Genomic DNA, 24,437 nt, shown 5'->3' on the forward strand with positions numbered 1-24,437 from the left:
GATAGAGTGATGATTTTTCTAAATACTGATTTGTTTGTCAGGTGTTTGTGTGGTTTGTGAATTTAATTATGTACATATCGGAAAATATACAAACTAAAAAGGCTCCTAACGGAGCCCTTTTCCTAAAAACACCGAAGTGTTACTTTTTGCTTTTCTTTTCAGAGATTTCAGTTCTGATGTCTTGAGCAATTGTTTTAGCCTGTTGCATCACACCTCTAACTCTTGTTCCTGCAGCCTTGTTACCTTTGGTGTAAAAAGCTGTGAAGTCTGCTTCAGCAGCAGCAACAAGCTCTTTCAATTCCTTAAATTTGTCCATGTTGTTTGGTTTTTTATTAATAATTGCCTAATATAAAATGGATTAACTTATTTTGCAACAGTAATGTTGCATTTTTGAGTATACATTTTTATATTATTTTTATTTTGAGCAACAATTACGCCAGAATATGGTGTTAAGGTGTGCTAGATTAGATTTTGGTGCGTGCACTAAAATTGAAGGGAGGTTTCACGGAACATAAAAGTGTGGCAACCAAATAGCAGTCGGAAAACGAGCGCATCAAACACGTTATTTTTACCTGTTCTATACGAGCTCTATACGAGGTCTATACGAGCTCTATACGTGTTCCTTAATAATAACCTCCCTGCAAATATAGTGTTGTATCTATCTACGGTCTTTCTAGAAATCCTTGGAGTAACCCCGGAGAAACCCGGAGGTAAGTCGAAGGTTTTACTGCTCTTTAAGCGTAGTTTGAGCGTAGTATCATCGGTGTTTGCTCGACTCTAACCGAAGAAATGCCGAAGAAATTCCATATGAAATGCGATGCAATCTTCCGGTTACCTTCGAATTTACCTTTGACTTATCTTAGTCTTTCCGTGTAATGTCTAATTATTGCATGCAATTGGGTATTTTTGCAGAATGAATATTGCAATTAATGGTTTTGGTAGAATTGGCCGTATTTTTTTGCGTACTGCGCTTGAAAAAGGACTTCATATTGTAGCTATAAATGACTTAACAGATCCCGCTACATTGGCTCATCTGTTTAAGTATGATACCGTACACAGGGGTTTCAAAGGCACAGTTTCTTATGATGCAGACTCCCTAATCATCAACGGTAATAAGATCCGGGTCTTATCTGTTCCGAATCCTGAAGAATTACCATGGGCGGCATTAAATATTGATCTTGTACTCGAAGCTACAGGTAAATATACCAGCAGGAAAGGAGCTGAAAAACACTTAAAAGCAGGGGCGGGGCAGGTGCTCATTTCCGCGCCTTCGGCAGATCATGATATTCCAATGGTGGTATTGGGCGTCAATGATGATATCATAGATCTTTCTTCTCCGATCTTATCCAATGCTTCCTGTACCACCAATAATGTAGCGCCAATGGTAAAAATCCTTGATGACAATTGGGGAATTCTGGATGGTTACATTACAACCATACATTCTATGACTGGCGACCAGAGCCTTCACGATGCACCACATAAAGATTTACGCAGGGCAAGGGCTGCCTCGGCTTCTATTATTCCTACAAGTACGGGAGCGGCAAAAGCCATTACACATATCTTTCCGCACCTGGATGGTAAACTTGGGGGGGCAGGAATCCGCGTTCCGGTATTGAACGGCTCTTTAACTGATTTTACCTGCATTCTTAAGAAAGAAACCACTATCGAGGAGATTAATAAAGCGTTTAAAAATGCTTCTGAAACCAATATGAGTAATATTTTAGAATATACTGCAGATCCAATTGTATCCGTAGATATTCTAGATAACCCGCATTCCTGTATTTTCGACAGCCTGCTTACATCCATTGTTGGTGATCTCGTGAAAGTAGTGGGCTGGTATGATAACGAATCTGGTTATTCTGCCAGACTAGTGAACGTGGTGGAGAAAATAGCTATATTTGGTGCTGTACATAACTAATAGAATAGAAAAAAGGATATGAATACAATAGATCAATGCAATTTTAAAGATAAGAAAGCGCTCATCAGGGTAGATTTTAACGTGCCTTTGGATAAGAGCTTTAACATTACTGATGATAAAAGGATGCGTGCAGCTTTGCCAACAATCACCAAAATTTTAAACGATGGTGGTGCTGTGGTGTTGATGTCTCATTTGGGTCGTCCTAAAGGCGGTCCGGAAGATAAATATTCTTTAAAACACATTTTAGGTGATCTATCGCGGATGCTGGATCTGGAAGTTAAGTTTGCAGACGATTGCATTGGTGCTGAGGCGGTTAAAAAAGCTGCAAATTTGTTGCCTGGTGATGTATTGCTTTTAGAAAACCTTCGTTTTTATCCAGAAGAGGAAAAAGGCGATGTGGCTTTTGCAGAGAAACTAGCTAAACTTGGTAATGTATATGTAAATGACGCATTTGGTACTGCGCATCGTGCACATGCCTCTACAGCAGTTATTGCTCAGTTTTTCCCAGATAATAAATACTTCGGTTACTTGATGGCCGAAGAATTGAAAAATGCAGAGAAGGTAAACCACGGTGCAGTAAAACCTTTTACAGCCATTATGGGTGGAGCTAAAGTTTCTGATAAAATTTTATTGATTGAAAGTTTGCTGGATAAAGTAGATAACCTGATTATTGGTGGTGGAATGGCTTATACTTTTGCTAAAGCACAGGGTGGCGAAATCGGTACTTCTTTATTAGAGGCTGATCGTATGGAGCTTTGTCTTGAATTGCTGGAGAAAGCCAAATCTAAAGGCGTAAATTTAATTTTACCAGTAGATACCGTTATTGCTGATAAGTTTGATAACGAGGCACAAAAAGATGTGGTAGATACAGGAACCATTCCGGCAGATTGGATGGGTCTGGATATTGGTCCTAAAACCATTAAACTTTTCTCTGATGTCATTGCTAACTCTAAAACTTTGCTTTGGAATGGTCCAATGGGTGTTTTTGAAATGGCGAACTTTGAGCATGGAACACGCGCTGTTGCAGATGCAGTGGTTGCAGCAACGGCTGCCGGGGCTTTCTCATTAATCGGTGGCGGAGATTCTGCTGCTGCAATTGCCAAATTTGGTTTGGAAGATGAAGTAAGTTACGTATCTACAGGTGGCGGTGCATTGCTGGAATACATGGAAGGTAAGGAGTTACCTGGTGTAAAGGCAGTTAATTCTTAGCTGAACTTCAGATAATTTATAATTTTTTTGAGTCAGGCATCCTTGTTTTAGGGATGCCTGATTTTTTTTACCACTTTTAAATCGTTGTTTTTACTATCAAAAATGCACTTTTTTCCCTTCAAAAATTATGTTGAAAACTTTTTGTGGGGGAATGTGGTAAAAAGTGGTAGAAGTATCTAATTTTACACTACATAAAAAGTGTAGAAATAGAAATGGTTCAACTATTAGGAGAATTTGATTGTAAGTTAGATGCGAAAGGTCGCCTTATGGTGCCTTCGAGTCTAAAAAAGCAATTGCCTGATGTTGAGCAAGAGGGACTTGTGATCAATAGGGGTTTTGAGAAGCACCTGGTTATTTATCCTAAAAAAGTATGGGAATCTATAGTTGAAGAGCTTAGTAAGCTGAATCCATACGAACCAAAAACACGAGAGTTTATCAGGTATTTTACCCGTGGCGCTACGGAATTGACACTTGATGCTGCTGGTCGGGTCAATTTACCCAACTCCTTATTGGAATCTGTGGGTATTTCTAACAACACAGAATTGATACTGGCATGCCAGTTTGATAAAATAGAAGTTTGGAGCAAATCTGCTTACGAAGCTTTATTTGATAAAGAGCCGGAAAATTTCGCGGCGCTTGCAGCAGAGGTAATGGGTAATAAAATGAGGGGGATAGGCGATGGAAAATAATTACCACATTCCGGTGTTATTGAAAGAATGTATTGATGGATTGAACATTAATCCAGATGGGGTATATGTTGATGTTACCTTTGGTGGTGGCGGACATTCTAAAGAAATTCTTAAGCATTTGTCGCCTAAGGGCGTACTGATTGCATTTGATCAGGATCCTGATGCCCAGCGTAATAAGATAGATGATTCCCGCTTTTTATTTGTAGATCAAAATTTTGCTTTTCTAAAAAACAACTTAAGGTTACTGGGATACAAACAGGTGGATGGTATCCTGGCTGATCTTGGCGTGTCATCTCATCAATTCAATGAACCTGAGAGAGGATTTTCTACGCGTTTCGAATCAGTTTTGGATATGCGCATGGACAAACAAGGTAGTCTTACCGCTGCTGAAGTTTTAAATACGTATGAGGAAGATAAGCTTCATAAAATCTTTGGGATTTACGGAGAGGTTAAAAATGCGAAATCTCTGGCCAAAGCGGTAGTTACTTCTAGAACAGTGCGTCCAATTGTGACGCTTGCAGACTTTAAGACTGCTGTAGCAGCACATATTCCTAAAGGAAAAGAACATAAGTATATGGCGCAGGTCTTTCAGGCTCTGCGGATAGAGGTGAACCAGGAGATTGACGTGTTGGAACGTTTTCTGGAGCAGACTGCTGAGGTGCTGAAGCCAGGGGGACGTTTGGTGGTGATGTCTTATCATTCTTTGGAGGATCGTCCGGTGAAGAATTTTATGGCGAAGGGCAAGTTTAGGGGAGAGGTAGAGAAGGATTTTTATGGTAACCAGCAAAAGCCTTTCAATGTCGTTACCCGCAAAGCGGTGATTGCGGATGAGGCAGAACTGGAGCAAAACAGTCGTGCAAGAAGTGCAAAGTTGAGGATTGGTGAGAAGATATGAACCGGTTCAGGGAAAATATAGAAGGGAAAGATGATTCTGAATTTTCAGAAGAGCAAGAGCGGTTGGAGAATGCGCGTTTTGAACGTGAATATGCTGAGCAGAAAGGTTTTCAAAACAAGCCGAGAAAACTGAAACAGTTTGATCCGGAAGAGCGTGAAGATCGTTTGGGAAGGTTGGAAGATCAGCTGGAACAGGAGAAACTGGAGAAGAAAGCGCAACGTGAAAAACAAGAAAAGGAAGCTGCAGGAAGTGCAACGGCCTTTTTTAAGAAGTTGTTTACAGAAGGGGTGGTAACCAAAGAGGCGGCTACGGAGATGTTGCCGTTTTTATTGTTCCTTTCGTTTTTGTGTATGTTATACATTGCCAATAGCCACATGGCGGTAAAGAACATCAGAAACATTGACAAGTTAAATAAAGAAGTGAAAGAGTTAAGCTGGGAGTATAAATCACTCAAAGCAGACCTCATGTTTAAAAGTAAATTAACAGAAGTAGCTAAAAAGGTGGATACGCTAGGTATAAAAGAACTTACAGCACCACCTAAAAAAATTGTATTGAGTAACGATGAACATTAGAGCTAATATATTATTACGTGTTTATCTGGCTTTCGGCCTGATTGTTCTGCTTGCTGTAGCGGTACTGATCAGGCTATGTGATGTTCAGTACATTCAGGGCGATAAATGGAGAGCGATGGCTGATAGTCTTTCTACTAAATACATCAATGTAGAAGCCGCACGTGGAAACATATACTCTAATGACGGTAGTTTGTTGGCTACTTCAGTGCCTGAATATGAATTGCGCATGGATCTATATGCGGGTGGAATTGAGGATGATACATTTTTTAGCCTTAAGGTAGATTCATTGGCTATGAAACTATCTGAGTTTTTTAAAGACAAATCTCCAAAAGAATATGCGCGTTACCTGCGTATTGCCCGTAGAGATAGCGTAAGGTATTTGCTGATTAAGAGAAAAGTAAATTATCAGGATTTGAAAACCATTCGTACGTTTCCACTTTTTAATGTGGGTAAATACAGTGGTGGCTTGATTGCAGTGCAGCAGAACAAACGGATCCTGCCATTCAAATCACTGGCTGCTCGTACCATTGGTTACAAAAATGAAAATGTAAAAAATGGTGTAGGTTTAGAGGGTGCATACCTCAATTACATTAATGGCGAAAGTGGTAAACGTTTGGTGCAACGCATTGCAGGCGGAGTTTGGGTGCCGGTAAATGATGAGGCTGAAGTTGCCCCTAAAGAAGGATCGGATATCATTTCTACTATAGACATCAACATGCAGGATTTGGCGCAAAGTGCCCTGGAAAAAGCATTGATTGCAAGTAATGCTGATCATGGTGCGGTGATCTTAATGGAGGTTGCCACAGGAGAGGTGCGGGCTGTAGCTAATTATACTAAGGTAGGTCCGGGAGAGTATAAAGAGAAATTTAATTATGCCATAGCGGGAAATCAGGATCCTGGTTCAACCTTCAAGGTAGCTTCTTACATGGCTTTGCTGGAAGACAAAAAGGTAGATACCAATACCCTTGTGGCAACTGGTGATTATCGGATTAAAGGACATACCATTAGAGATTCGCATGGTAGTATAGGTGTAGTTACGGTTAAAAAGGCTTTTGAAGAATCTTCTAATGCTGCGGTAGCTTATCTGGTTAATAATGCTTATCACGATAATCAGGAACAATTCACGGATCATTTGTACGATTGGCAGTTGAATAAAAAAATGAACCTGCAAATTCCCGGGGAAGCACAGCCGGTGGTTAAAAATCCATCTAATAAAAGCTGGAGTAAAACGATGACGCTTCCGCAAATGGCCTATGGTTACGAAATGCAATTGACACCGCTTAAAATGCTGTCCTTCTATAATGCTATTGCAAACAATGGCAGATACGTAACGCCAATCTTTGTAAAAGAGATCAGAAGATTAGGGAATCCAATTGAGCAATTTAAAACGACGGTTGTCAATGAAAAGATATGCTCTGATAAAACCCTGAAAAAAATGCAGGAAATGTTGGAAGGTGTAATTACGGAAGGTACGGGAAGAGGGAATATTTACAATCCTTTATACCGAATTGCTGGTAAAACCGGAACAGCACAGGTGGCTGATGCGAATAAAGGATACCGCGGCAAAAGGCAGTACCAGGCTTCTTTTTGCGGATATTTCCCGGCTGATAAGCCTAAATATTCGTTGATTGTGGTGATTAATGATCCTAAAAATGGTTACTACGCAGCACAGGTTGCGGGGCCTCCATTCAGGGAGATTGCCGATAGAATTTATGCAAGTGATATGCAGATGTACAATAGTGTGGCTGATCATTTGGTAGGCAATACTAAAAGCCCGGAAGCTAAAGCTGGGCAAACCAAGCCAGTAAAAAGGGTGTATAATGCTTTTGGAATCAAAACCTTGTATGCTGCCAAGTCAGATTACTTTAATAGTGTGGATACCAGCAATGGTTTGGTTTATGAAGAATATAGCTCTGTGAAGGGGCTAATGCCTAATGTTGTAGGTATGGGTTTGAAAGATGCACTTTATTTACTGGGCAATTCGGGATTGAAAACCCGTGTGACAGGAAGTGGCAAAGTAGTGGGACAATCTCTTGCTGCGGGAACTAAAATAGGAAAAGGATTATCCGTACAAATAGAATTAGAATAAGATGCAGTTGCAGGATGTTTTATATGGTGTAGCGATTGTCAAGTTGGTTGGGTCAACCAATAGGGAAATCTCTGCGCTTACTTTTGATTCCAGAACAGTAACGGAAAATGCTGTGTTTTTTGCTGTGAAAGGTACATTGTCTGATGGGCATGATTATATCGGGCAAACTATTCAGGCTGGTGCTACTGTGATCATCTGCGAGGATTTGCCTGCAGAATTGAAGGAGGGTGTAACTTACATTATCGTAGAAAATTCTTCTGTAGCCCTGGGTAAAATGGCAGCCAATTTTTCTGGTAATCCTTCTGCTAATCTTAAATTGATTGGTATTACTGGTACAAATGGCAAAACAACTATCGCTACCTTACTATTTAAGTTGTTTAGACAGTTGGGCTATGCTACCGGGTTGATTTCTACCGTGGAGAACCAGATCAATGAGCTGGTAATTCCGGCAACGCATACTACGCCAAATCCGTTGGCGCTGAACCTGCTTTTACAGCGAATGGTAAGCGAAGGTTGCGAGTATTGCTTTATGGAAGTGAGTTCTCATGCTGTGATACAGCATAGAATTGAGGGGATCCATTTTACCGGTGGCGTGTTTTCTAACATCACACATGATCACCTTGATTTTCATAAAACGTTCGACAATTATATTAAGGCCAAGAAAGCATTTTTTGACGTACTGCCTAAAACGGCTTTTGCTTTGACCAATGCTGATGATAAAAATGGCATGGTCATGTTGCAGAATACCAAAGCAGCTAAAAAAACATATGCACTGAAACAGATGGCTGATTATAAAGCCAGGATTATTGAAAACCGCTTTAGCGGACTTAACCTGGAGATAGACCATATGGATGTGTTTTTTAAGTTGGTGGGTTCTTTTAATGCCTATAATTTATTGGCTGTGTACGGAACCACGCAACTTCTGGGACTGGATAAATTAAATGTGTTGACTGTGTTGAGTGGTCTTACGGGAGCTGAAGGTAGGTTTGATTATGTAAGCAACAGTAAAAATATCATTGGTATTGTTGATTATGCGCATACGCCTGATGCAGTGCAGAATGTGCTGAGTACCATTCAGAACATCAGACAGGGTAATGAGCAGGTTATCACTGTAATTGGTTGTGGTGGTGACAGGGACAAATCTAAACGTCCGTTGATGGCACAGGTAGCCTGCGATTGGAGTGATAAAGTAATCCTGACATCGGATAACCCAAGAACAGAAAATCCTCAAACTATTGTAGAGGAAATGGAAGCTGGCGTATCTCCGGTAAATAAACGTAAAACACTGACCATAGTAGATAGAAGAGAAGCCATTAAAACAGCTTGTCACCTGGCTAAACCTGGCGATATCATTTTGTTAGCAGGTAAGGGACATGAGAAATATCAGGAAATTAATGGTGTTAGACATCATTTTGACGATAAAGAAATATTGACGGAACAACTTAATTTAATCAGCTAATGTTATATTATTTATTTGAATATTTACGTCATCATTATGATATTCCTGGCTTAAGGTTGTTTCAGTACATTACCTTTCGTACTTCCCTGGCAATTATCATATCCCTGATTATTACTACTGTATATGGTAGAAGGATCATCAATTATCTGCAAAAAATGCAGGTGGGAGAGACTGTGAGAAATCTGGGTCTGGAAGGACAAATGCAAAAACAGGGTACTCCAACTATGGGTGGTATCATGATTTTACTGGGAATTTTAGTGCCTACTTTGCTTTTGGCCAACCTAACCAATGTTTATGTTATCCTGATGATAGTAACCACCGTTTGGATGGGAGCAGTTGGATTTTTGGATGATTATATCAAGGTATTTAAAAAGAATAAAGAAGGACTGGCCGGAAGGTTTAAAATTGTAGGACAGGTCGGTTTGGGCTTAATTATAGGCTATACGATGTATTTTAATCCAAATATTGTGGCCCGTCAAACCGTGGATGAAACCAGTATTGTTAAATCTGATGCACCAATGGTACTGAGGCAAAAGGGTGAAAGTTTTTATTACACCCAGGATGTAAAATCTACGATTACCAATATGCCATTTTACAAAAACAATGAATTTGATTATGCCAAGGTTCTTAAGTTTTTAGGTAAAGGCTATGAAAAATACGCTTTTTTTGTATTCATCCTGTTTGTTGTGGTTATTGTTACAGCCGTCTCTAATGGTGCCAATATTACCGACGGTATAGATGGGCTGGCTACCGGAACATCGGCAATTATTGGGGTTACATTAGGCTTGCTGGCTTATGTTTCTGGTAATACGGTGATAGCCGATTATCTGAACATCATGTATATTCCGAATTCGGGAGAACTAATGATTTTTGCCGGTGCATTTGTTGGTGCCTGTGTAGGGTTTTTATGGTACAATTCTTATCCTGCCCAGGTTTTTATGGGCGATACAGGTAGTTTAGCCATCGGTGGTATCATTGCTGCTTTTGCCATTATGATTAGGAAGGAATTGCTGATCCCAATTTTATGTGGTGTTTTTCTGGTTGAAATTATGTCTGTGATGTTGCAGGTATCTTATTTTAAGTATACTAAAAAGCGGTTTGGTGAAGGCCGGAGAATTTTCTTGATGTCGCCGCTCCACCATCATTACCAAAAGAAAGGCTATCATGAAGCTAAAATAGTTGTCCGTTTTTGGGTCATTGGAATTTTATTGGCCATCATCACAATTATCACTTTAAAGGTAAGGTAATGGAAAAGAAAAGAATTGCAATTTTAGGCGCCGGAGAGAGCGGAGTAGGAGCGGCAATACTTGCCAGGAAGCAGGGATTTGATGTTTTTGTATCTGATTTTGGTGCCATAGCAGACCGATATAAGAATACACTTGATGAATTAGGTGTGACCTATGAGGAGAAGCAGCATACCGCTGAAGAGATTCTGGTTGCTGTTGAAGTGATTAAAAGTCCGGGGATACCTGATACCGCGCCCATTATTGTAGCGCTGAAAAAGAAAAATATCCCGGTCATCTCGGAAATTGAGTTTGCGAAACGCTATACTTCTGCCAAAACCATCTGTATTACAGGTTCTAATGGTAAGACTACGACTACAATGCTAACCTATCATATTTTAAAAAAGGCAGGTCTCAATGTTGGGCTTGCCGGAAATATAGGTCATAGTTTCGCTGCGCAGGTGGCGACGGAAAATTTCGATTGGTATGTACTGGAAATTTCCAGTTTTATGTTGGATGATATGTTTGAATTCAGGGCCGATATTGCGGTTCTACTGAACATTACTCCAGATCATTTGGACCGTTATGACTATAAAATGAGCAACTATGCCGCTTCAAAAATGCGTGTAGCTCAGAACCAAACGCAGGCACAATATTTTATCTACTGTGCCGACGATGAAGAAACGTTAAAAGCACTCAAAACCACAACTATAAATGCCACCATGTACCCATTTTCTATTCGTAAGAAAGTAGAGAAAGGTGCGTATCTGGAAGGAAATACTATTCACATTAATATAAACCAGGAGGAGCAACTGACCATGTCCATATCTGAACTAGCCTTACAAGGCAAACACAACACCTATAATTCAATGGCCTCGGGAATAGTTGCCAGGGTATTGGATATTCGTAATGAAACCATCCGCGAGGGAATGGGAGATATTAAAAATATTGAACACAGACTGGAGTTTGTGGCTAAAATTTCGGGTGTGGATTACATCAATGACTCTAAGGCCACGAATGTGAACTCTACCTGGTATGCACTGGAAAGTGTACCTGCAAAAGTAGTGTTGATTTTGGGTGGGGTGGATAAGGGAAATGATTACGACATGCTGAGGAGCCTGGTGAAATCTAAGGTTAAAGCTATTGTGTGCTTAGGGAAAGATACCAAAAGGATCCATGATGCTTTTGAGGATGATGTTGAGGTAATTGTAAATACTTTTTCGATGCATGAAGCCGTACAGCTCTCATATCACCTTGCAAAAAAGGGAGATACTGTATTGCTTTCTCCTGCATGTGCAAGTTTTGACTTGTTTAAAAATTACGAAGACCGCGGAAATCAATTTAAAGCGGCTGTTAAGGAGTTATAAATTATGGTAGCAATAAACAGAATTCTTGAAAAAACAAAAGGCGACAGGTGGATCTGGTTGATCATCATCCTGCTGTCTATGATCTCCATTCTTGCTGTTTACAGTGCTACGGGTACATACGCTTATAAAACCGGAAAAACAGTTGAGAAGATATTGTTAACCAAACACTTGATTTTTGTGATTCTTGGAATTGGCATGATTTACATTGCGCATTTGCTGGATTACAAATATTATGCGGGGATTTCTAAGATTTTAATGATCATTACCATCCCCTTGCTGTTCTATACACTGGCTTTTGGGGAAACTTTAAATGATGCTTCCCGTTGGGTTAAAATTCCTATCATCGGACTTACTTTTCAAACCTCAGATTTGGCAAAGCTATCACTGATTACCTTTTTGGCGAGGATGCTAACCAAAAAGCAGGAGAATATTAAAGATGTTAAAAAAGCATTTATCCCTATCATGGGTTCGGTTTGTGTGGTTTTTATTTTAATTGCGCTGGCCAATTTGTCTACGGCATTGATGTTGTTTGGAGTGAGCGTGTTGTTGTTGATTATTGGAAGGATCAGTATCAAACAGATTGCAATGGTTTGCGCCGGGGGACTGGTTCTATTGATGTTTGTTATCTTTTTAGGCCCCAGACGTGAAACTTATAAATCCAGGATCAACTCTTTTTTACATCCGGAGTTGCAGCATTCTGATAAAACTTATCAGGCTGATCAAAGCAAAATCGCGTTGGCTACTGGTGGATTCTTTGGAAAGGGCCCTGGTAACAGTACACAAAGGAACTTTTTGCCCCATCCATATTCGGATTTCATCTTTGCTATTATTGTAGAAGAGTACGGTATGTTAGGCGCCCTGGTTATTGTAGTATTGTACCTGGTATTGCTGTATCGATGTGTCAGGATTGTAACCCAAAGTCCAAAAGCCTTTGGGGCCCTGCTGGCTGCGGGACTGAGTTTTAGTTTAACCATCCAGGCATTTGCCAATATGGCTGTTGCTGTAGGTTTAGGACCTGTAACTGGTGTTCCTTTGCCGCTGGTAAGTATGGGAGGAACCTCTATGATTTTTACCAGTATAGCTTTCGGGATTATTTTGAGTGTGAGCAGGGACGTTGAAGAAAATGGTAAAAAGGTACTGGATGACAGTGGCAATAAAAAAGTAATTGTAGGGGAATTGCCCGTATTGGCATAAGGATTTTAGAAGAAAGAACATGAGCGTGAGACCAACAAGAATTATCATATCAGGAGGCGGGACCGGTGGACACATATTTCCAGCAGTTGCGATAGCTAATGCATTAAAACGCATAGAACCGGATTGTGAGATCTTGTTTGTGGGCGCTAAAGGCAGAATGGAAATGGAAAAAGTTCCGGCGGCGGGTTATAAAATTGTTGGACTTAACATTGCTGGTATGCAGCGTGGTTCTATTTTAAAAAACTTATCATTGCCATTTAAACTGATTGGTAGTGTGGCAAAAGCGGTGGGTATTATTAATACTTTTAAGCCAGATGTGGTAGTTGGTGTTGGGGGCTATGCTTCCGGACCGATTTTGTATGCTGCTTCTTTAAAAGGTATTCCTTACCTGATTCAGGAACAGAATTCTTATGCCGGTATCACCAATAAATGGCTTGGTAAAAAGGCGGCTAAGGTGTGTGTGGCATTTGATGGCATGGAAGAGTTTTTTCCATCAGAAAATATTCTTAAAACTGGAAATCCGGTGCGTAAGGAGGTGGTAGACGTGGTAAATAAGCATTTTGCCGGGGCCGAATTACTGAAGCTTGATCCTTTAAAGCGGACGATATTGATTACCGGCGGAAGTCTTGGTGCCGGCACTTTAAATAAAAGCATTGAAAAACATTTGCAGGAGATCATCGATCAGGATGTGCAAATTGTATGGCAAACCGGTAAGTTTTATTATACCGGGATCATGGAACGATTGGCTCCTGGATTGCACCCAAATGTGCGCATCCTTGAGTTTTTAAACAGGATGGATTTGGCGTATGCAGCGGCTGATTTGATTATATCAAGGGCAGGTGCGGGAACAATTGCAGAATTGTGCCTGATTAAGAAACCAGTGATCCTGGTGCCTTCACCTAATGTTGCTGAAGACCATCAAACTAAAAATGCTTTTGCGTTGGTGAATAACAATGCAGCACTAATGATCACAGATCGTTCTGCAGAAGATACCCTTGTTGCAGAGGCCTTGAGGTTACTGAATGATAAAGAACGCTGTGAGGTTTTTGCAGAAAATATTGCGAAAATGGCGTTGCCCGAGGCAGATGAGGTAATTGCAAACGAAGTGTTAATTTTAGCTGGAAAGGAGATTAGATAATGGAATTAGATGCAATAAACAGGATATATTTTGTAGGAATAGGTGGTATTGGTATGAGTGCTATAGCGCGCTATTTTGCCAAGCGCGGATGTGTGGTTTGTGGTTATGATAAAACCCGGACCAATTTAACCATTGCGCTGGAGCAGGAAGGCATTCTGATCTCTTATCTGGATGATGAATCTTCACTGCCGGTATGTTTTCTTGAAAATCATGAGGATACCTTAATTGTCTATACACCTGCGGTTCCAAAAAATTCGCTGATCCTGAATTATTTTAAGGACAATGGCTTTTCCCTAAAGAAACGCTCTGAAGTGCTGGGTATTATTAGTAAAGGCCAGTTTTGTATCGCTGTTGCCGGAACACATGGTAAAACCACAACTTCCTCTATGATTGCTCATATTTTGACGCATTCGGGATATGGTTGCACGGCTTTCCTTGGCGGTATTACTACGAATTATAACAGCAATTTTTTAATTGGCGAAAATAATGTAGTGGTTGTAGAGGCTGATGAATTTGACCGTTCCTTTTTAACGCTTCATCCGGACCTTTCAGTGATTACCTCGATGGATGCAGATCATTTAGATATTTATGGTGATGCAGCACATTTACATGAATCTTTTCATTTGTTTGCAGGACAATTAAAGGAGGGTGGTACTTTGTTTGTAAAAGCTGGCTTACCGATTAGCAATGGGGTTACCTATAGCTTGTGGGAAAATTCTGATGCTTATGGTTCCAATATTAGGGTGGTAGACCACAGTTTTGTATTTGATTACCATTGTGAGCTAGAGGAAATCAAAGACCTGCATTTGTTGCTTCCAGGTAAGCATAACGTAGAAAATGCTGTTGCTGCCATTAGTATTGCATTGAAACTAGGCATTGATACCACCAAAATTAAAGATGCAGTTGCCAGCTTTACGGGTGTAAAACGCAGATTTGAATACATAGTGAATACGCCGGGGCATATCTATATAGATGATTATGCGCACCACCCGGAGGAATTGAGGGCTTGCTTTGATGCCGTGAGACAATTGTATCCGGACAAAAAATTGACGGTGATCTTTCAGCCACATTTGTTTACCCGCACCCGTGATTTTGCAGATGGTTTTGCAGAGGTGTTGAGTTCTGTTGATGAGCTGATTTTGCTGGAGATTTATCCTGCAAGGGAAATACCTATTGAAGGTGTAAATTCGGCGCTGTTGCTGGATAAGATGACACTAGGTAATAAGCAGATTTTAACAAAGGGTGCAGCGTTGGAAAAAATTAAAACAGAAAGGCCTGAGCTGCTGGTAACAGTAGGTGCGGGTGATATTGATACTTTGATACCACAACTTAAAGCAACCTTGAGCCATGATTAAAAAGATCAACTGGAGATTGATTTTTAAAGTATTTGCCTGGATAATTTGTCTGAGCGGATTGGTGGTACTTATGGGTTTTGTGGAGGCTAAAAAGCATACCATTAAATGTACCAATGTAAAAATCTTAATTCCAGGGGCTGATAATTTTATTGAAAGGGAAGAAATTGATGCCATTTTGAAACAAAATCAGGGGCAATTGATTGGTAGGTACCTTGAAGGAATTAACCTAAATGGTATTGAGCAGGACATGATTGCCAATCCTTATATAGAATTGGCTAAGGTGTATGCGGATATGGATGGCGTAATTCACATCCAGATCAAACAGCGCCAACCTGTACTTAGGGTGATCAATGCGGGGAACCAGGATTACTATATTGATAAAAACGGTTTAAAGATGCCGGTAAGTCCAAACTTTACGGCAAATGTTTTGGTAGCAAATGGTAATATACCAGAACATTTTAGTGGTAGGGTGGATACCTTAAAAACACAAATGGCAGCAGATCTATATAAAACTGCTCTTTTTATAAAAAAAGATACACTTTGGGACGCACAAATTGAGCAGTTATTTGTTAATACAGATAATGATATCGAATTGATCCCACGTGTAGGCAACCAACGCATTATTTTGGGGAATGCAGATTCTCTGGAAGTAAAGATGAATAACCTAATGTTGTTTTATAAAAAAGCCATGCCTAAGGTTGGCTGGGATACCTATAAAAATATTAATATCAAATACACCAATCAGGTGGTATGCGAAAAACGCGATACCCTGCTGGTTGCGGTACGTAAACCTTTAGTTGTAAGAGATACTGTTAAAGCGATAAAGGTGGTAGCAGACTCTTTAATAAAGGATGCGATTGTAAAAGACATTGCGCACAACCTGCCAGTAAAAGAAAAAGTAACCCCAAAGAAGATTGTTCCTCAAAAAGTAACACCTGAAAAGGAAAAACCAAAGAAGATCACCGACAAAAAGGTTACTGATAAAAAAGAAATTAAAAAGATACCAGGAAAAACAAAATAATACAAACTCAACAAAATTGATATAGTTATGGGCAAAGAAAAATCTATCATTCAATCTCCAATTGTAGTCGGACTAGACATCGGTACTACTAAAATCTGTGTGATCGTTGGTCGCAGAACACAGCATGGGAAGATTGAAGTACTAGGTATTGGAAAAGCGGAATCTGCAGGGGTAACCCGCGGGGTGGTTTCCAATATTCAAAAAACAGTACAAGGTATATCGCAAGCCGTAGAAATTGCGAGCGGACAATCGAATGTGGAGATCAGGGTAGTGAATGTGGGGATTGCCGGACAGCACATCAAGAGTTTACAGCACCGTGGAATATTAACGCGCAGAGATCAGATCAATGAAATCTCAAAGAAAGATATAGATAAGCTGATAGATGATATGTTCAAACTGGTTATGCCCCCGGGAGAAGAAATCATCCATGTATTGCCACAGGAATTTACGATCGATAATGAGCCGGGCGTAAAAGATCCTATTGGTATGGCTGGAGTGCGTTTAGAAGCTAATTTCCATATCATCTCGGGTCAGGTAACTGCGGTTAAAAACATTATGCGTTGTGTAAGCAATGCAGGTTTGCAAACGCAGGAATTGATATTAGAGCCATTGGCTTCTTCGGAATCGGTGTTGAGCGATGAAGAAAAAGAAGCGGGTATTGCTTTAGTAGATATAGGTGGGGGTACTACAGATATCGCTATTTTCCATGAAGGTATTATTCGCCATACTGCTGTAATTCCTTTTGGAGGTAATAGTATTACGGAAGACATCAGGGAAGGTTGTTCTGTAATGAGGAATCAGGCTGAGCTTTTAAAAACACGTTTTGGTTCTGCATTGGCTGAAGAAAATAAAGAAAATGAGATCATATGTGTACCGGGTTTACGCGGCAGGGAGCCTAAAGAAATTTCGGTTAAAAACCTGGCTTATGTGATTCAGGCTCGTATGGAAGAGATTATTGAGCATGTGTATTACGAAATCAAGTCTTCTGGTTATGAGAAAAAACTAATAGGTGGTGTAGTGATTACTGGTGGTGGTGCTTTATTGAAACACCTGTCTCAGCTGGTAGAATATGTAACGGGTTTAGACTGTCGTGTAGGTTATCCAAATGAGCATTTGTCTAAATTTGAAGAAATGCCTAAAAACATATACGACGATCTGAAAAGTCCGATGTATGCAACTAGTGTTGGTTTGCTGATTAAAGGAATCCAAAAGGCAGAAGAGCTGATTGAGGAAATGAAACAGCCCGGTGTTTATGTTGAAACACCTGCCGCAATTAAGGAAAAAGCAAAACGTAGCGGTGGTGGTTTATTTGATAAATTACTGGCAAAAACCAAAGATTTTATCAAAGATGATATGAATGTTAGCGATGAAGATTATATAAAGCCTTAAAACTTTTCCACAAATGCCGAGTTTTCCACATTACTAACAATTGTGGAAAACGCCTGTTAAAAAAGTGTTAATATTACATGGAGAGATGAACAGGTAAAACTGATTTATAAATTACTGATTCATAAATATATGCAGTTCGAAATGTTAAAAGATAAGTCATCAATCATCAAAGTAATTGGTGTTGGTGGCGGTGGAGGTAATGCGGTAAACCATATGTACCGTCAAGGAATAACCGGTGTAGACTTTATTATTTGTAATACAGATGCACAGGCATTGGAGTTTAGCCCTATTCCAAATAAAGTGCAACTTGGCGCGAGTTTAACGGAAGGTATGGGTGCAGGCTCAATTCCTGAGGTTGGTAAAAACTCGGCAATAGAAAATATAGATGACATCAAACAGATGTTGGGTAGCACAACTAAAATGCTGTTCATCACTGCTGGTATGGGTGGTGGTACCGGAACAGGTGCCAGTCCAATTATTGCGCAGGCTGCTAAAGAACTGGATATTTTAACTGTGGCAATCATTACTACCCCTTTCTCTTTTGAAGGAAAGCGCAGAAAGATGCAGGCTGAAGACGGGTTAGATGAGCTGAAAAAATATGTAGATTCATACCTGGTTATTTCTAATGACAGGTTGCGTGAGATTTTTGGTAACCTGACATTGGGTTCCGCTTTTTCTCAGGCAGATGATATCTTAACTACTGCGGCCAAAGGAATTGCTGAGATCATTACCGTGCCAGGTTATATAAACGTGGATTTTAAGGATGTGCGCACTGTAATGAAGGACAGTGGTGTTTCTATTATGGGTAGTTTTGCTTGTGATGGTGAAGACCGTGCCATTAACGCCGTTGAAGGTGCATTGGCTTCGCCATTGTTAAAGGATAATGAAATTGAAGGTGCTCGTTATATATTATTGAACATTAGTTCTGGTTTACGTGAAGTAACCATGGATGAAGTGAGTATCATTACAGATTATATTCAGGAAAAAGCCGGTCTTTCTGCCGATTTAATTTGGGGTAATTGTATTGATGAGAGCCTTGAGGATAAATTATCGGTAACGATTATTGCTACGGGTTTCCAAACTACAGAGCAACGTGCCAATGAGCGTAAAAATGTAAAGAAGATTTCTTTGTTAACTCCGGAAGAGGCACCAATGGTTAAACCTGTTGAGCCTGTAAATTCTTTTATTGCGCCTAAACCTCCAGTTCCGGCAACAGAACCGGTAATGAAAGCGAAAGAGAAGCAATCTGATCTTTTCGGTGACTTATTTAATGGCAGCAGATCAAGAAAAACAGAAGAACCGGAAAATATTATTGTTAGACATACTCTGGTAGAAGAAGAGGTTCAAATGCCTGAGTTGCAACAAGAGCCATCTGCTGATTTTGAATTGAAGGTTTCTGAAACTGAGTATGTGTTTGAAACTCCGGTAACGGATTTTGTAAACATGCCAGAGGAAGGGCCGAGAGAAGAACGTGTTGTAGCTTCGATAAGCCAGGAGTTTGAAGAACGTCCTGAGCGCAGGGAGCATCTTGAAGTTGTTGAGCCAGGATTGGATGACGATAAAAATGACGAATCTATAGAAGATCAGCTTAGAAAATCTAAGGAGCGTATTTTAAGGTTAAAAGACCTTAGTATGAAACTGCGTACAACCAATGGCTTACAGGAGCTGGAAAATGAACCAGCTTATAAACGTAAACAAATGCAGTTGCAACAGGTTCAGCACTCTTCGGAATCTCAGGTTTCAAGATTTACATTGAGTAATGACGAAGATGGCTCTACCGAGATTAGACCAAACAATTCATTTTTGCATGATAACGTTGATTAGTGCTTTAGTGTAACAATTATAAATTATTAAGCCTTGGCATCCTGCCAGGGCTTTTTTGTTGCTGATCGGCTTCCTTTGAAGTATTGTTTATGAATCTTTTAAAACGTAAATTTGCAATCTTATAAAACTTAAAATATAATCAATTGGATATTTTTGAAAAGATAGCAAAACATATGGGTCCTTTGGGCCAGCATCAAAAATGGTCACATGGATATTTCTCCTTTCCAAAATTAGAAGGGCAAATTGGGCCACATATGAATTTTCGTGGTAAAGAGCATCTGGTATGGAGTCTAAACAATTATCTGGGATTAGCTAATCACCCCGAAGTAAGGAAAGCCGATGAGCAGGGGGCTGCTGAATTTGGTATGGCTTATCCAATGGGAGCCAGAATGATGTCTGGAAATTCAAAATACCATGAACAATTAGAGCAGGAGCTGGCTGCCTTTGTTGGTAAACCTGATGCGTTTTTATTGAATTATGGATACCAGGGTATGGTTTCTATTATTGATTGTCTGGTAGATCGTAATGATGTAATTGTATACGATGCAGAATCTCATGCTTGTATTATTGATGGTTTAAGGATGCACATGGGTAAACGTTTTGTTTACCAGCATAATGATATTGAGAGCGCCCGTAAACAGCTGGAACGTGCTACTAAACTTACAGCCCAAACCGGTGGTGGTATCTTATTGATTACAGAGGGTGTATTCGGAATGTCTGGTGCGCAGGGTAAGTTAAAGGAAATTGTTGATTTAAAAAGTGAATTTGACTTCCGTATCCTAGTAGATGATGCGCATGGATTTGGTACTATGGGGCCAACTGGTGCGGGTACACATGAAGCGCAAGGTTGTATGGACGGTATCGATGTTTACTTTGGTACTTTTGCTAAGTCAATGGCTGGTATTGGTGCTTTTGTAGCTTCTACTGAGGAGATTGTGAACTTTTTGCGTTATAACATGCGTTCTCAAACTTTTGCAAAGGCTTTGCCAATGCCAATGGTTGTAGGTTTAATTAAACGTCTGGAATTGCTTAAAAACAGTCCGGAATTAAGGGCTAAACTGTGGGAGATTGCTACTGCCCTGCAAAACGGATTGCGTGAACGTGGGTTTAACCTTGGTGTTACAGATACTATGGTTACCCCTGTGTTTTTAAAAGGAGAGTTGCTGGAAGCTACGGCTTTGACAATGGATTTGAGAGAAAATTATGGTATATTCTGCTCTATTGTAGTTTATCCTGTAATTCCGAAAGGATTGATTTCTTTGAGGTTGATTCCTACAGCGATGCATACGCTTGACGATGTACAACGTACATTGGATGCTTTTAGTGATATTTCTAAGAGATTGGAAGCCGGACAGTACAAAAATGTTGCTACCGCGACAGGAGAGTAATAGTTTCTAACTGCATAAACAAAGCGGGCCTGATCAATTGATCAGGCCCGCTTTAAGCTTAATTTGCATTTGATTATTGAATGATCTTCTTAAGTTGTTCTGCAATTTGTCCGTCTAATTGTGCTGTTGCTTTAATCAGCGGTAACCTTACCTGGTCACCACATACTTTAAGCTGACGTAATGCAGCTTTAACTCCTGCAGGATTTCCTTCTGCGAATAAGAGCCTGGTAAATTCTATTAAATCAAGATGTGGCTTACGCGCTGCGCTAAAATCACCGTTTAGACAAAGCCTTACCAAGTCTGATACCTGTTGCGGTAATGCATTACCCACTACGGATATTACGCCTACAGCACCTAACGCAATCATAGGCAGGGCAACAGGATCATCTCCTGAAATCAGCATGAAGTCTTCTGGTTTGTCCCTAAGAATTTGGTTAAACTGATCAAAGCTGCCAGAAGCGTCTTTAGTACCAATAATATTCTTAAAATCATGTGCAAGGCGGCAGGTGGTTTCAGGACTTACATTACTGGCTGTCCTTCCTGGTACATTATATAAAAATAACGGTAAAGCACTGGCCTCACTAAGGGCCTTGTAGTGCTGATATATACCCTCCTGAGAAGGTTTGTTATAATAAGGACTAGCAGATAAGATGGCATCGTAGCCATTCAATTTAAATGTACTGATATTGTTTGCCACTTCAGCGGTATCATTGCCGCCAATACCTGCTACCAATGGTAAACGGCCATTATTTATTTCTGCTGTAAATTCCCAGATCTTCTTCTTTTCGTCCTTATTGAGTGTTGATGCTTCTCCTGTGGTACCTAAAGATACCAGGTATTCTACCTTTCCATTGATCAGGTAATTGATGAGGCTTTTTAAACCGTCATAATCTACTGATCCATCTGCATTAAATGGTGTAACTATGGCTACACCGGTTCCATGAAATTTGTTCATTTTTAATTTATTATTTCAATAGCTCTAATAAGTTGTCTTCGGATATCAGTGGCACATTTAACTTGTTGGCCTTTTCCAGCTTAGCTGGTCCCATATTGTCCCCGGCAACCAGGTAATTTAATTTAGCAGAGATGCTGCTTAAAATCTTACCTCCGTTGCTTTCAATCAGGTCCTTCAGTTCTTCTCTGCTGTGATTTTCAAAAACGCCCGAAATTACAAATGTTTTTCCGGTTAATTTGTCACTTTGGAGTGGAATTGTATTTTCTTCTGCCTGAAATTGTAGGCCATATACTTTGAGCAGGTTAATTTGATGCTGATGTTCTGGTTTACTGAAGTATTCCAGGATACTTTCGGCAATCCGTGCACCAATCTCGTCTATGGCGGTAAGCTCTTCCAGGCTAGCCTCTTTAAGTTTGTCAATGTCTTTTACAGCCATCGCCAGTTTTCTTGCAACAGTTTCGCCAACATATCGGATGCCCAATCCAAAAAGCACCTTTTCAAAAGGCATTTGTTTGGAAAGCTCAATACCTTTAAGCATGTTCTCAATAGAACGTTCTCCAAAGCGGTCTAATGTTTTCAAAGCTTCTGCTTTTTCATGCAGGGTATACAAATCGCTGATGTGTTGCACCAAGCCCTTTTGGTAGAAGGTTTCTATAGTTTCATCACCCAGACCATCAATATTCATGGCCTTGCGACTAATAAAATGCTGGATCTTGCCTACAATTTGAGGTGGGCAACCTTCATCGTTGGGGCAATAAAAAGCCACTTCGCCATCTTTACGCAGCAGGGTGGTGCCACATTCCGGGCAGGTTACCGGATAAATTACGGGTAAGGCATCTTCCCTTCTTTTTTCAAGATTAACACTAATTATTTTTGGAATAATCTCGCCACCTTTTTCTACAAAAACATGATCACCCAGATGCAGGTCCAACCGCCCAATTTCATTGGCATTGTGCAGGGTGGCTCTTTTAACCGTAGTGCCGGCCAGTAAAACTGGTTTTAAGTTGGCTACAGGTGTTACTGCCCCTGTACGACCAACCTGGTAGGTAACTTGCTCCAGAATGGTTTCTACTTCTTCTGCTTTGTATTTATAGGAGATTGCCCAACGGGGAGATTTAGCTGTAAAACCAAGCTCCTGTTGCTGCGCATAACTGTTTACTTTAATTACGATGCCATCAATGTCATAGCTCAGGTTAAACCTTTCTTTTTGCCAATAGCTGATGAATGTAAGTACTTCCTCAATGGAATTTACCAGTTTGGTATGCTCACTGATATGAAAACCCCAGGATTTGATGGCTTGAAGACTTTCCCAATGGGTACGAAAATATTGTTTTTCTGTGTTTAAAGAATATAGAAAACAATCCAGCGGGCGTTTGGCTACTTCTTTTGAATTTTGCATTTTAATGGTTCCGGAGGCAAAGTTACGTGGATTGGCATAACCAACTTCTCCAAGTTCTTCGCGCTCTTTGTTTAAACGTTCAAATGCGGCGCGGTGCATAAAGATCTCCCCTCTGATTTCGAATAGTGAAGGGGCATCATTGGATTTTAACCGGTGTGGTATATTACTTATGGTTTTTACATTGCTGGTTACATCGTCACCTTTAGTGCCGTCTCCACGGGTTACTGCTCTTACTAGTTTCTGATCTTCAAAAGTAAGACTGATGGAAAGACCGTCAAATTTAAGCTCGCAAACATATTCAAAATTGTCACCTATCGCTTTTTTGATGCGCTCATCAAAATCTCGCAGGTCTTGCTCATTATAAGTGTTGCCCAGAGACAACATGGCCCATTTGTGTTTTACCGTGGTAAAGTTTTTGGTAATGTCGCCACCTACGCGTTGTGTTGGTGAATTGGGGTCTGCGTATTCTGGGTGTGCTTGCTCCAGTAAGGCAAGTTCTTCCAGCTTTTTGTCAAATTCATAGTCTCCAATGGTTGGCATAGCCAGTACATAATAGTTATAAGTATGCTGGTTTAACTCTGCCATCAAGGCATCCATTTTTTGTTTTGTATCAAATAGTGACATGGAGCGAATATACAATTATTCGATTACAGATAGGGAGCGCCCGATACTAAATTGAAACTTCAATGGTGTTAAAAATAACTTTATAATTTTCTTGCAGGCCAGCTTTAAATTCTTCCAGTTTTTTTGTGAGTTCCTGAAGTTGCTGATCCTTAAAGGGGTTGCTCCATAAACGCATACAGATGCGGTTAAGGGCGTAAGTTATGTTTTCTATCTTCTGATAGCTTAATAAATACTTGCTGGAAATAAAGCCATTCAAAAACTTGTAAAAGAGCTCTTCGTCAGGTAGACCTGCTTTTGATAAAAAGCTGGTTAAACCAGGATTGTTTGCCTTAGCCAGCTGCTGATAAAATGTATTGATATTGATCAGACCTTCGGTAACGAGCAGGTGGTCTAAAATTAATTCTAGCCCAATATGGGCTAAAAAAAATGGTTTAACCGGGCTGTCTTCGAAGATGGGTAAAATGATGTGTTTCAGGGTTGCGGTCTGGTCTTTAAAGAACTCTGAACCATGAAATAACCGGTCTACTTCGAGGTGTTTTTTCCACCCTTCCAGTATAGATAGGTGTTGCAGATCATATGCAAAAAGCGTTTCTTCCTTCTGTGGATTGAGGTTCCAGTCTTTATGAGCGTTCTTGATAAAATCTGGTAGCACCACACCCATGACCATATTTTCATTGGTGTTATTTCGCTCAAAATAATAATGGGACAGAAAGTTCATGGCTAAATGTA

General features: G+C 40.2%; 20 protein-coding genes. 16 read left to right on the forward strand and 4 right to left on the reverse strand.

Annotated features, from left to right (window positions below; all coding sequences use genetic code 11):
• Positions 1-139 precede the first annotated feature (139 nt).
• Positions 140-316, reverse strand: coding sequence for a histone H1 (locus LPB86_RS09280; RefSeq protein ID WP_230642689.1), 177 nt, complete (start codon positions 314-316; stop codon positions 140-142).
• A gap of 597 nt (positions 317-913) precedes the next feature.
• Between LPB86_RS09280 and gap the strand changes: the two genes are divergently transcribed.
• From gap to LPB86_RS09360, 16 genes are all read left to right on the forward strand, one after another.
• Positions 914-1,918 carry a type I glyceraldehyde-3-phosphate dehydrogenase gene (gap, locus tag LPB86_RS09285; protein ID WP_230642692.1) on the forward strand — a complete coding sequence of 335 codons (1,005 nt, stop codon included), beginning with the start codon at positions 914-916 and terminating at the stop codon, positions 1,916-1,918.
• An 18-nt stretch (positions 1,919-1,936) separates the two neighbouring features.
• Positions 1,937-3,127, forward strand: coding sequence for a phosphoglycerate kinase (gene pgk, locus LPB86_RS09290; protein ID WP_230642695.1), 1,191 nt, complete (start codon positions 1,937-1,939; stop codon positions 3,125-3,127).
• Between the two features lie 212 nt (positions 3,128-3,339).
• On the forward strand, positions 3,340-3,816 hold the full coding sequence (mraZ, locus tag LPB86_RS09295; RefSeq protein WP_230642698.1) for a division/cell wall cluster transcriptional repressor MraZ: 477 nt from the start codon (positions 3,340-3,342) through the stop codon (positions 3,814-3,816).
• Positions 3,806-4,711, forward strand: coding sequence for a 16S rRNA (cytosine(1402)-N(4))-methyltransferase RsmH (rsmH, locus tag LPB86_RS09300; RefSeq protein WP_230642701.1), 906 nt, complete (start codon positions 3,806-3,808; stop codon positions 4,709-4,711). Before mraZ ends, rsmH begins: the two co-directional genes overlap by 11 nt.
• A complete protein-coding gene (locus LPB86_RS09305; protein WP_370632803.1) occupies positions 4,708-5,283 on the forward strand; it encodes an FtsL-like putative cell division protein in 576 nt (191 codons plus the stop codon). Before rsmH ends, LPB86_RS09305 begins: the two co-directional genes overlap by 4 nt.
• The gene (locus LPB86_RS09310) at positions 5,273-7,372 is read left to right on the forward strand and encodes a penicillin-binding protein (protein WP_230642704.1); all 2,100 of its coding nucleotides are present in this window, start codon (positions 5,273-5,275) and stop codon (positions 7,370-7,372) included. Before LPB86_RS09305 ends, LPB86_RS09310 begins: the two co-directional genes overlap by 11 nt.
• A gap of 1 nt (position 7,373) precedes the next feature.
• Positions 7,374-8,831: a UDP-N-acetylmuramoyl-L-alanyl-D-glutamate--2,6-diaminopimelate ligase gene (locus LPB86_RS09315; protein WP_230642706.1), complete on the forward strand. Its 1,458-nt coding sequence runs from the start codon at positions 7,374-7,376 to the stop codon at positions 8,829-8,831.
• Positions 8,831-10,078, forward strand: a complete 1,248-nt coding sequence (gene mraY / locus LPB86_RS09320) for a phospho-N-acetylmuramoyl-pentapeptide-transferase (protein WP_230642708.1) — start codon at positions 8,831-8,833, stop codon at positions 10,076-10,078. Before LPB86_RS09315 ends, mraY begins: the two co-directional genes overlap by 1 nt.
• On the forward strand, positions 10,078-11,421 hold the full coding sequence (murD, locus tag LPB86_RS09325) for a UDP-N-acetylmuramoyl-L-alanine--D-glutamate ligase (protein WP_230642712.1): 1,344 nt from the start codon (positions 10,078-10,080) through the stop codon (positions 11,419-11,421). The genes mraY and murD overlap by 1 nt, the downstream gene beginning before the upstream one ends.
• Positions 11,422-11,424: 3 nt before the next feature.
• Complete coding sequence (locus LPB86_RS09330) at positions 11,425-12,615, forward strand: FtsW/RodA/SpoVE family cell cycle protein (protein WP_230642715.1); 1,191 nt, start codon at positions 11,425-11,427, stop codon at positions 12,613-12,615.
• Positions 12,616-12,634: 19 nt separating this feature from the next.
• A complete protein-coding gene (gene murG, locus LPB86_RS09335) occupies positions 12,635-13,753 on the forward strand; it encodes an undecaprenyldiphospho-muramoylpentapeptide beta-N-acetylglucosaminyltransferase (RefSeq protein ID WP_230642718.1) in 1,119 nt (372 codons plus the stop codon).
• Positions 13,753-15,108: a UDP-N-acetylmuramate--L-alanine ligase gene (gene murC / locus LPB86_RS09340; RefSeq protein ID WP_230642722.1), complete on the forward strand. Its 1,356-nt coding sequence runs from the start codon at positions 13,753-13,755 to the stop codon at positions 15,106-15,108. The genes murG and murC overlap by 1 nt, the downstream gene beginning before the upstream one ends.
• Positions 15,101-16,129, forward strand: coding sequence for a cell division protein FtsQ (locus LPB86_RS09345; RefSeq protein ID WP_230642725.1), 1,029 nt, complete (start codon positions 15,101-15,103; stop codon positions 16,127-16,129). Before murC ends, LPB86_RS09345 begins: the two co-directional genes overlap by 8 nt.
• A gap of 27 nt (positions 16,130-16,156) precedes the next feature.
• Complete coding sequence (gene ftsA / locus LPB86_RS09350) at positions 16,157-17,518, forward strand: cell division protein FtsA (protein ID WP_230642728.1); 1,362 nt, start codon at positions 16,157-16,159, stop codon at positions 17,516-17,518.
• A 129-nt stretch (positions 17,519-17,647) separates the two neighbouring features.
• Positions 17,648-19,342: a cell division protein FtsZ gene (gene ftsZ, locus LPB86_RS09355; RefSeq protein ID WP_230642731.1), complete on the forward strand. Its 1,695-nt coding sequence runs from the start codon at positions 17,648-17,650 to the stop codon at positions 19,340-19,342.
• Positions 19,343-19,485: 143 nt separating this feature from the next.
• Positions 19,486-20,730 carry an aminotransferase class I/II-fold pyridoxal phosphate-dependent enzyme gene (locus LPB86_RS09360; protein WP_230642734.1) on the forward strand — a complete coding sequence of 415 codons (1,245 nt, stop codon included), beginning with the start codon at positions 19,486-19,488 and terminating at the stop codon, positions 20,728-20,730.
• Between the two features lie 73 nt (positions 20,731-20,803).
• Here the strand turns inward: LPB86_RS09360 and dapA are convergent, their stop codons facing one another.
• Genes dapA through LPB86_RS09375 form a run of 3 tightly spaced genes read right to left on the reverse strand, consistent with a single transcriptional unit; the run spans position 20,804 to position 24,426 of the window.
• Positions 20,804-21,685, reverse strand: a complete 882-nt coding sequence (gene dapA / locus LPB86_RS09365) for a 4-hydroxy-tetrahydrodipicolinate synthase (RefSeq protein WP_230642737.1) — start codon at positions 21,683-21,685, stop codon at positions 20,804-20,806.
• A gap of 10 nt (positions 21,686-21,695) precedes the next feature.
• Complete coding sequence (gene ligA, locus LPB86_RS09370; protein WP_230642740.1) at positions 21,696-23,708, reverse strand: NAD-dependent DNA ligase LigA; 2,013 nt, start codon at positions 23,706-23,708, stop codon at positions 21,696-21,698.
• A gap of 46 nt (positions 23,709-23,754) precedes the next feature.
• Positions 23,755-24,426, reverse strand: a complete 672-nt coding sequence (locus tag LPB86_RS09375; protein WP_230642743.1) for an ACP phosphodiesterase — start codon at positions 24,424-24,426, stop codon at positions 23,755-23,757.
• Positions 24,427-24,437: the final 11 nt, after the last annotated feature.

The sequence above is a fragment of the Pedobacter sp. MC2016-14 genome, assembly GCF_020991475.1.
Lineage (GTDB): Bacteria > Bacteroidota > Bacteroidia > Sphingobacteriales > Sphingobacteriaceae > Pedobacter.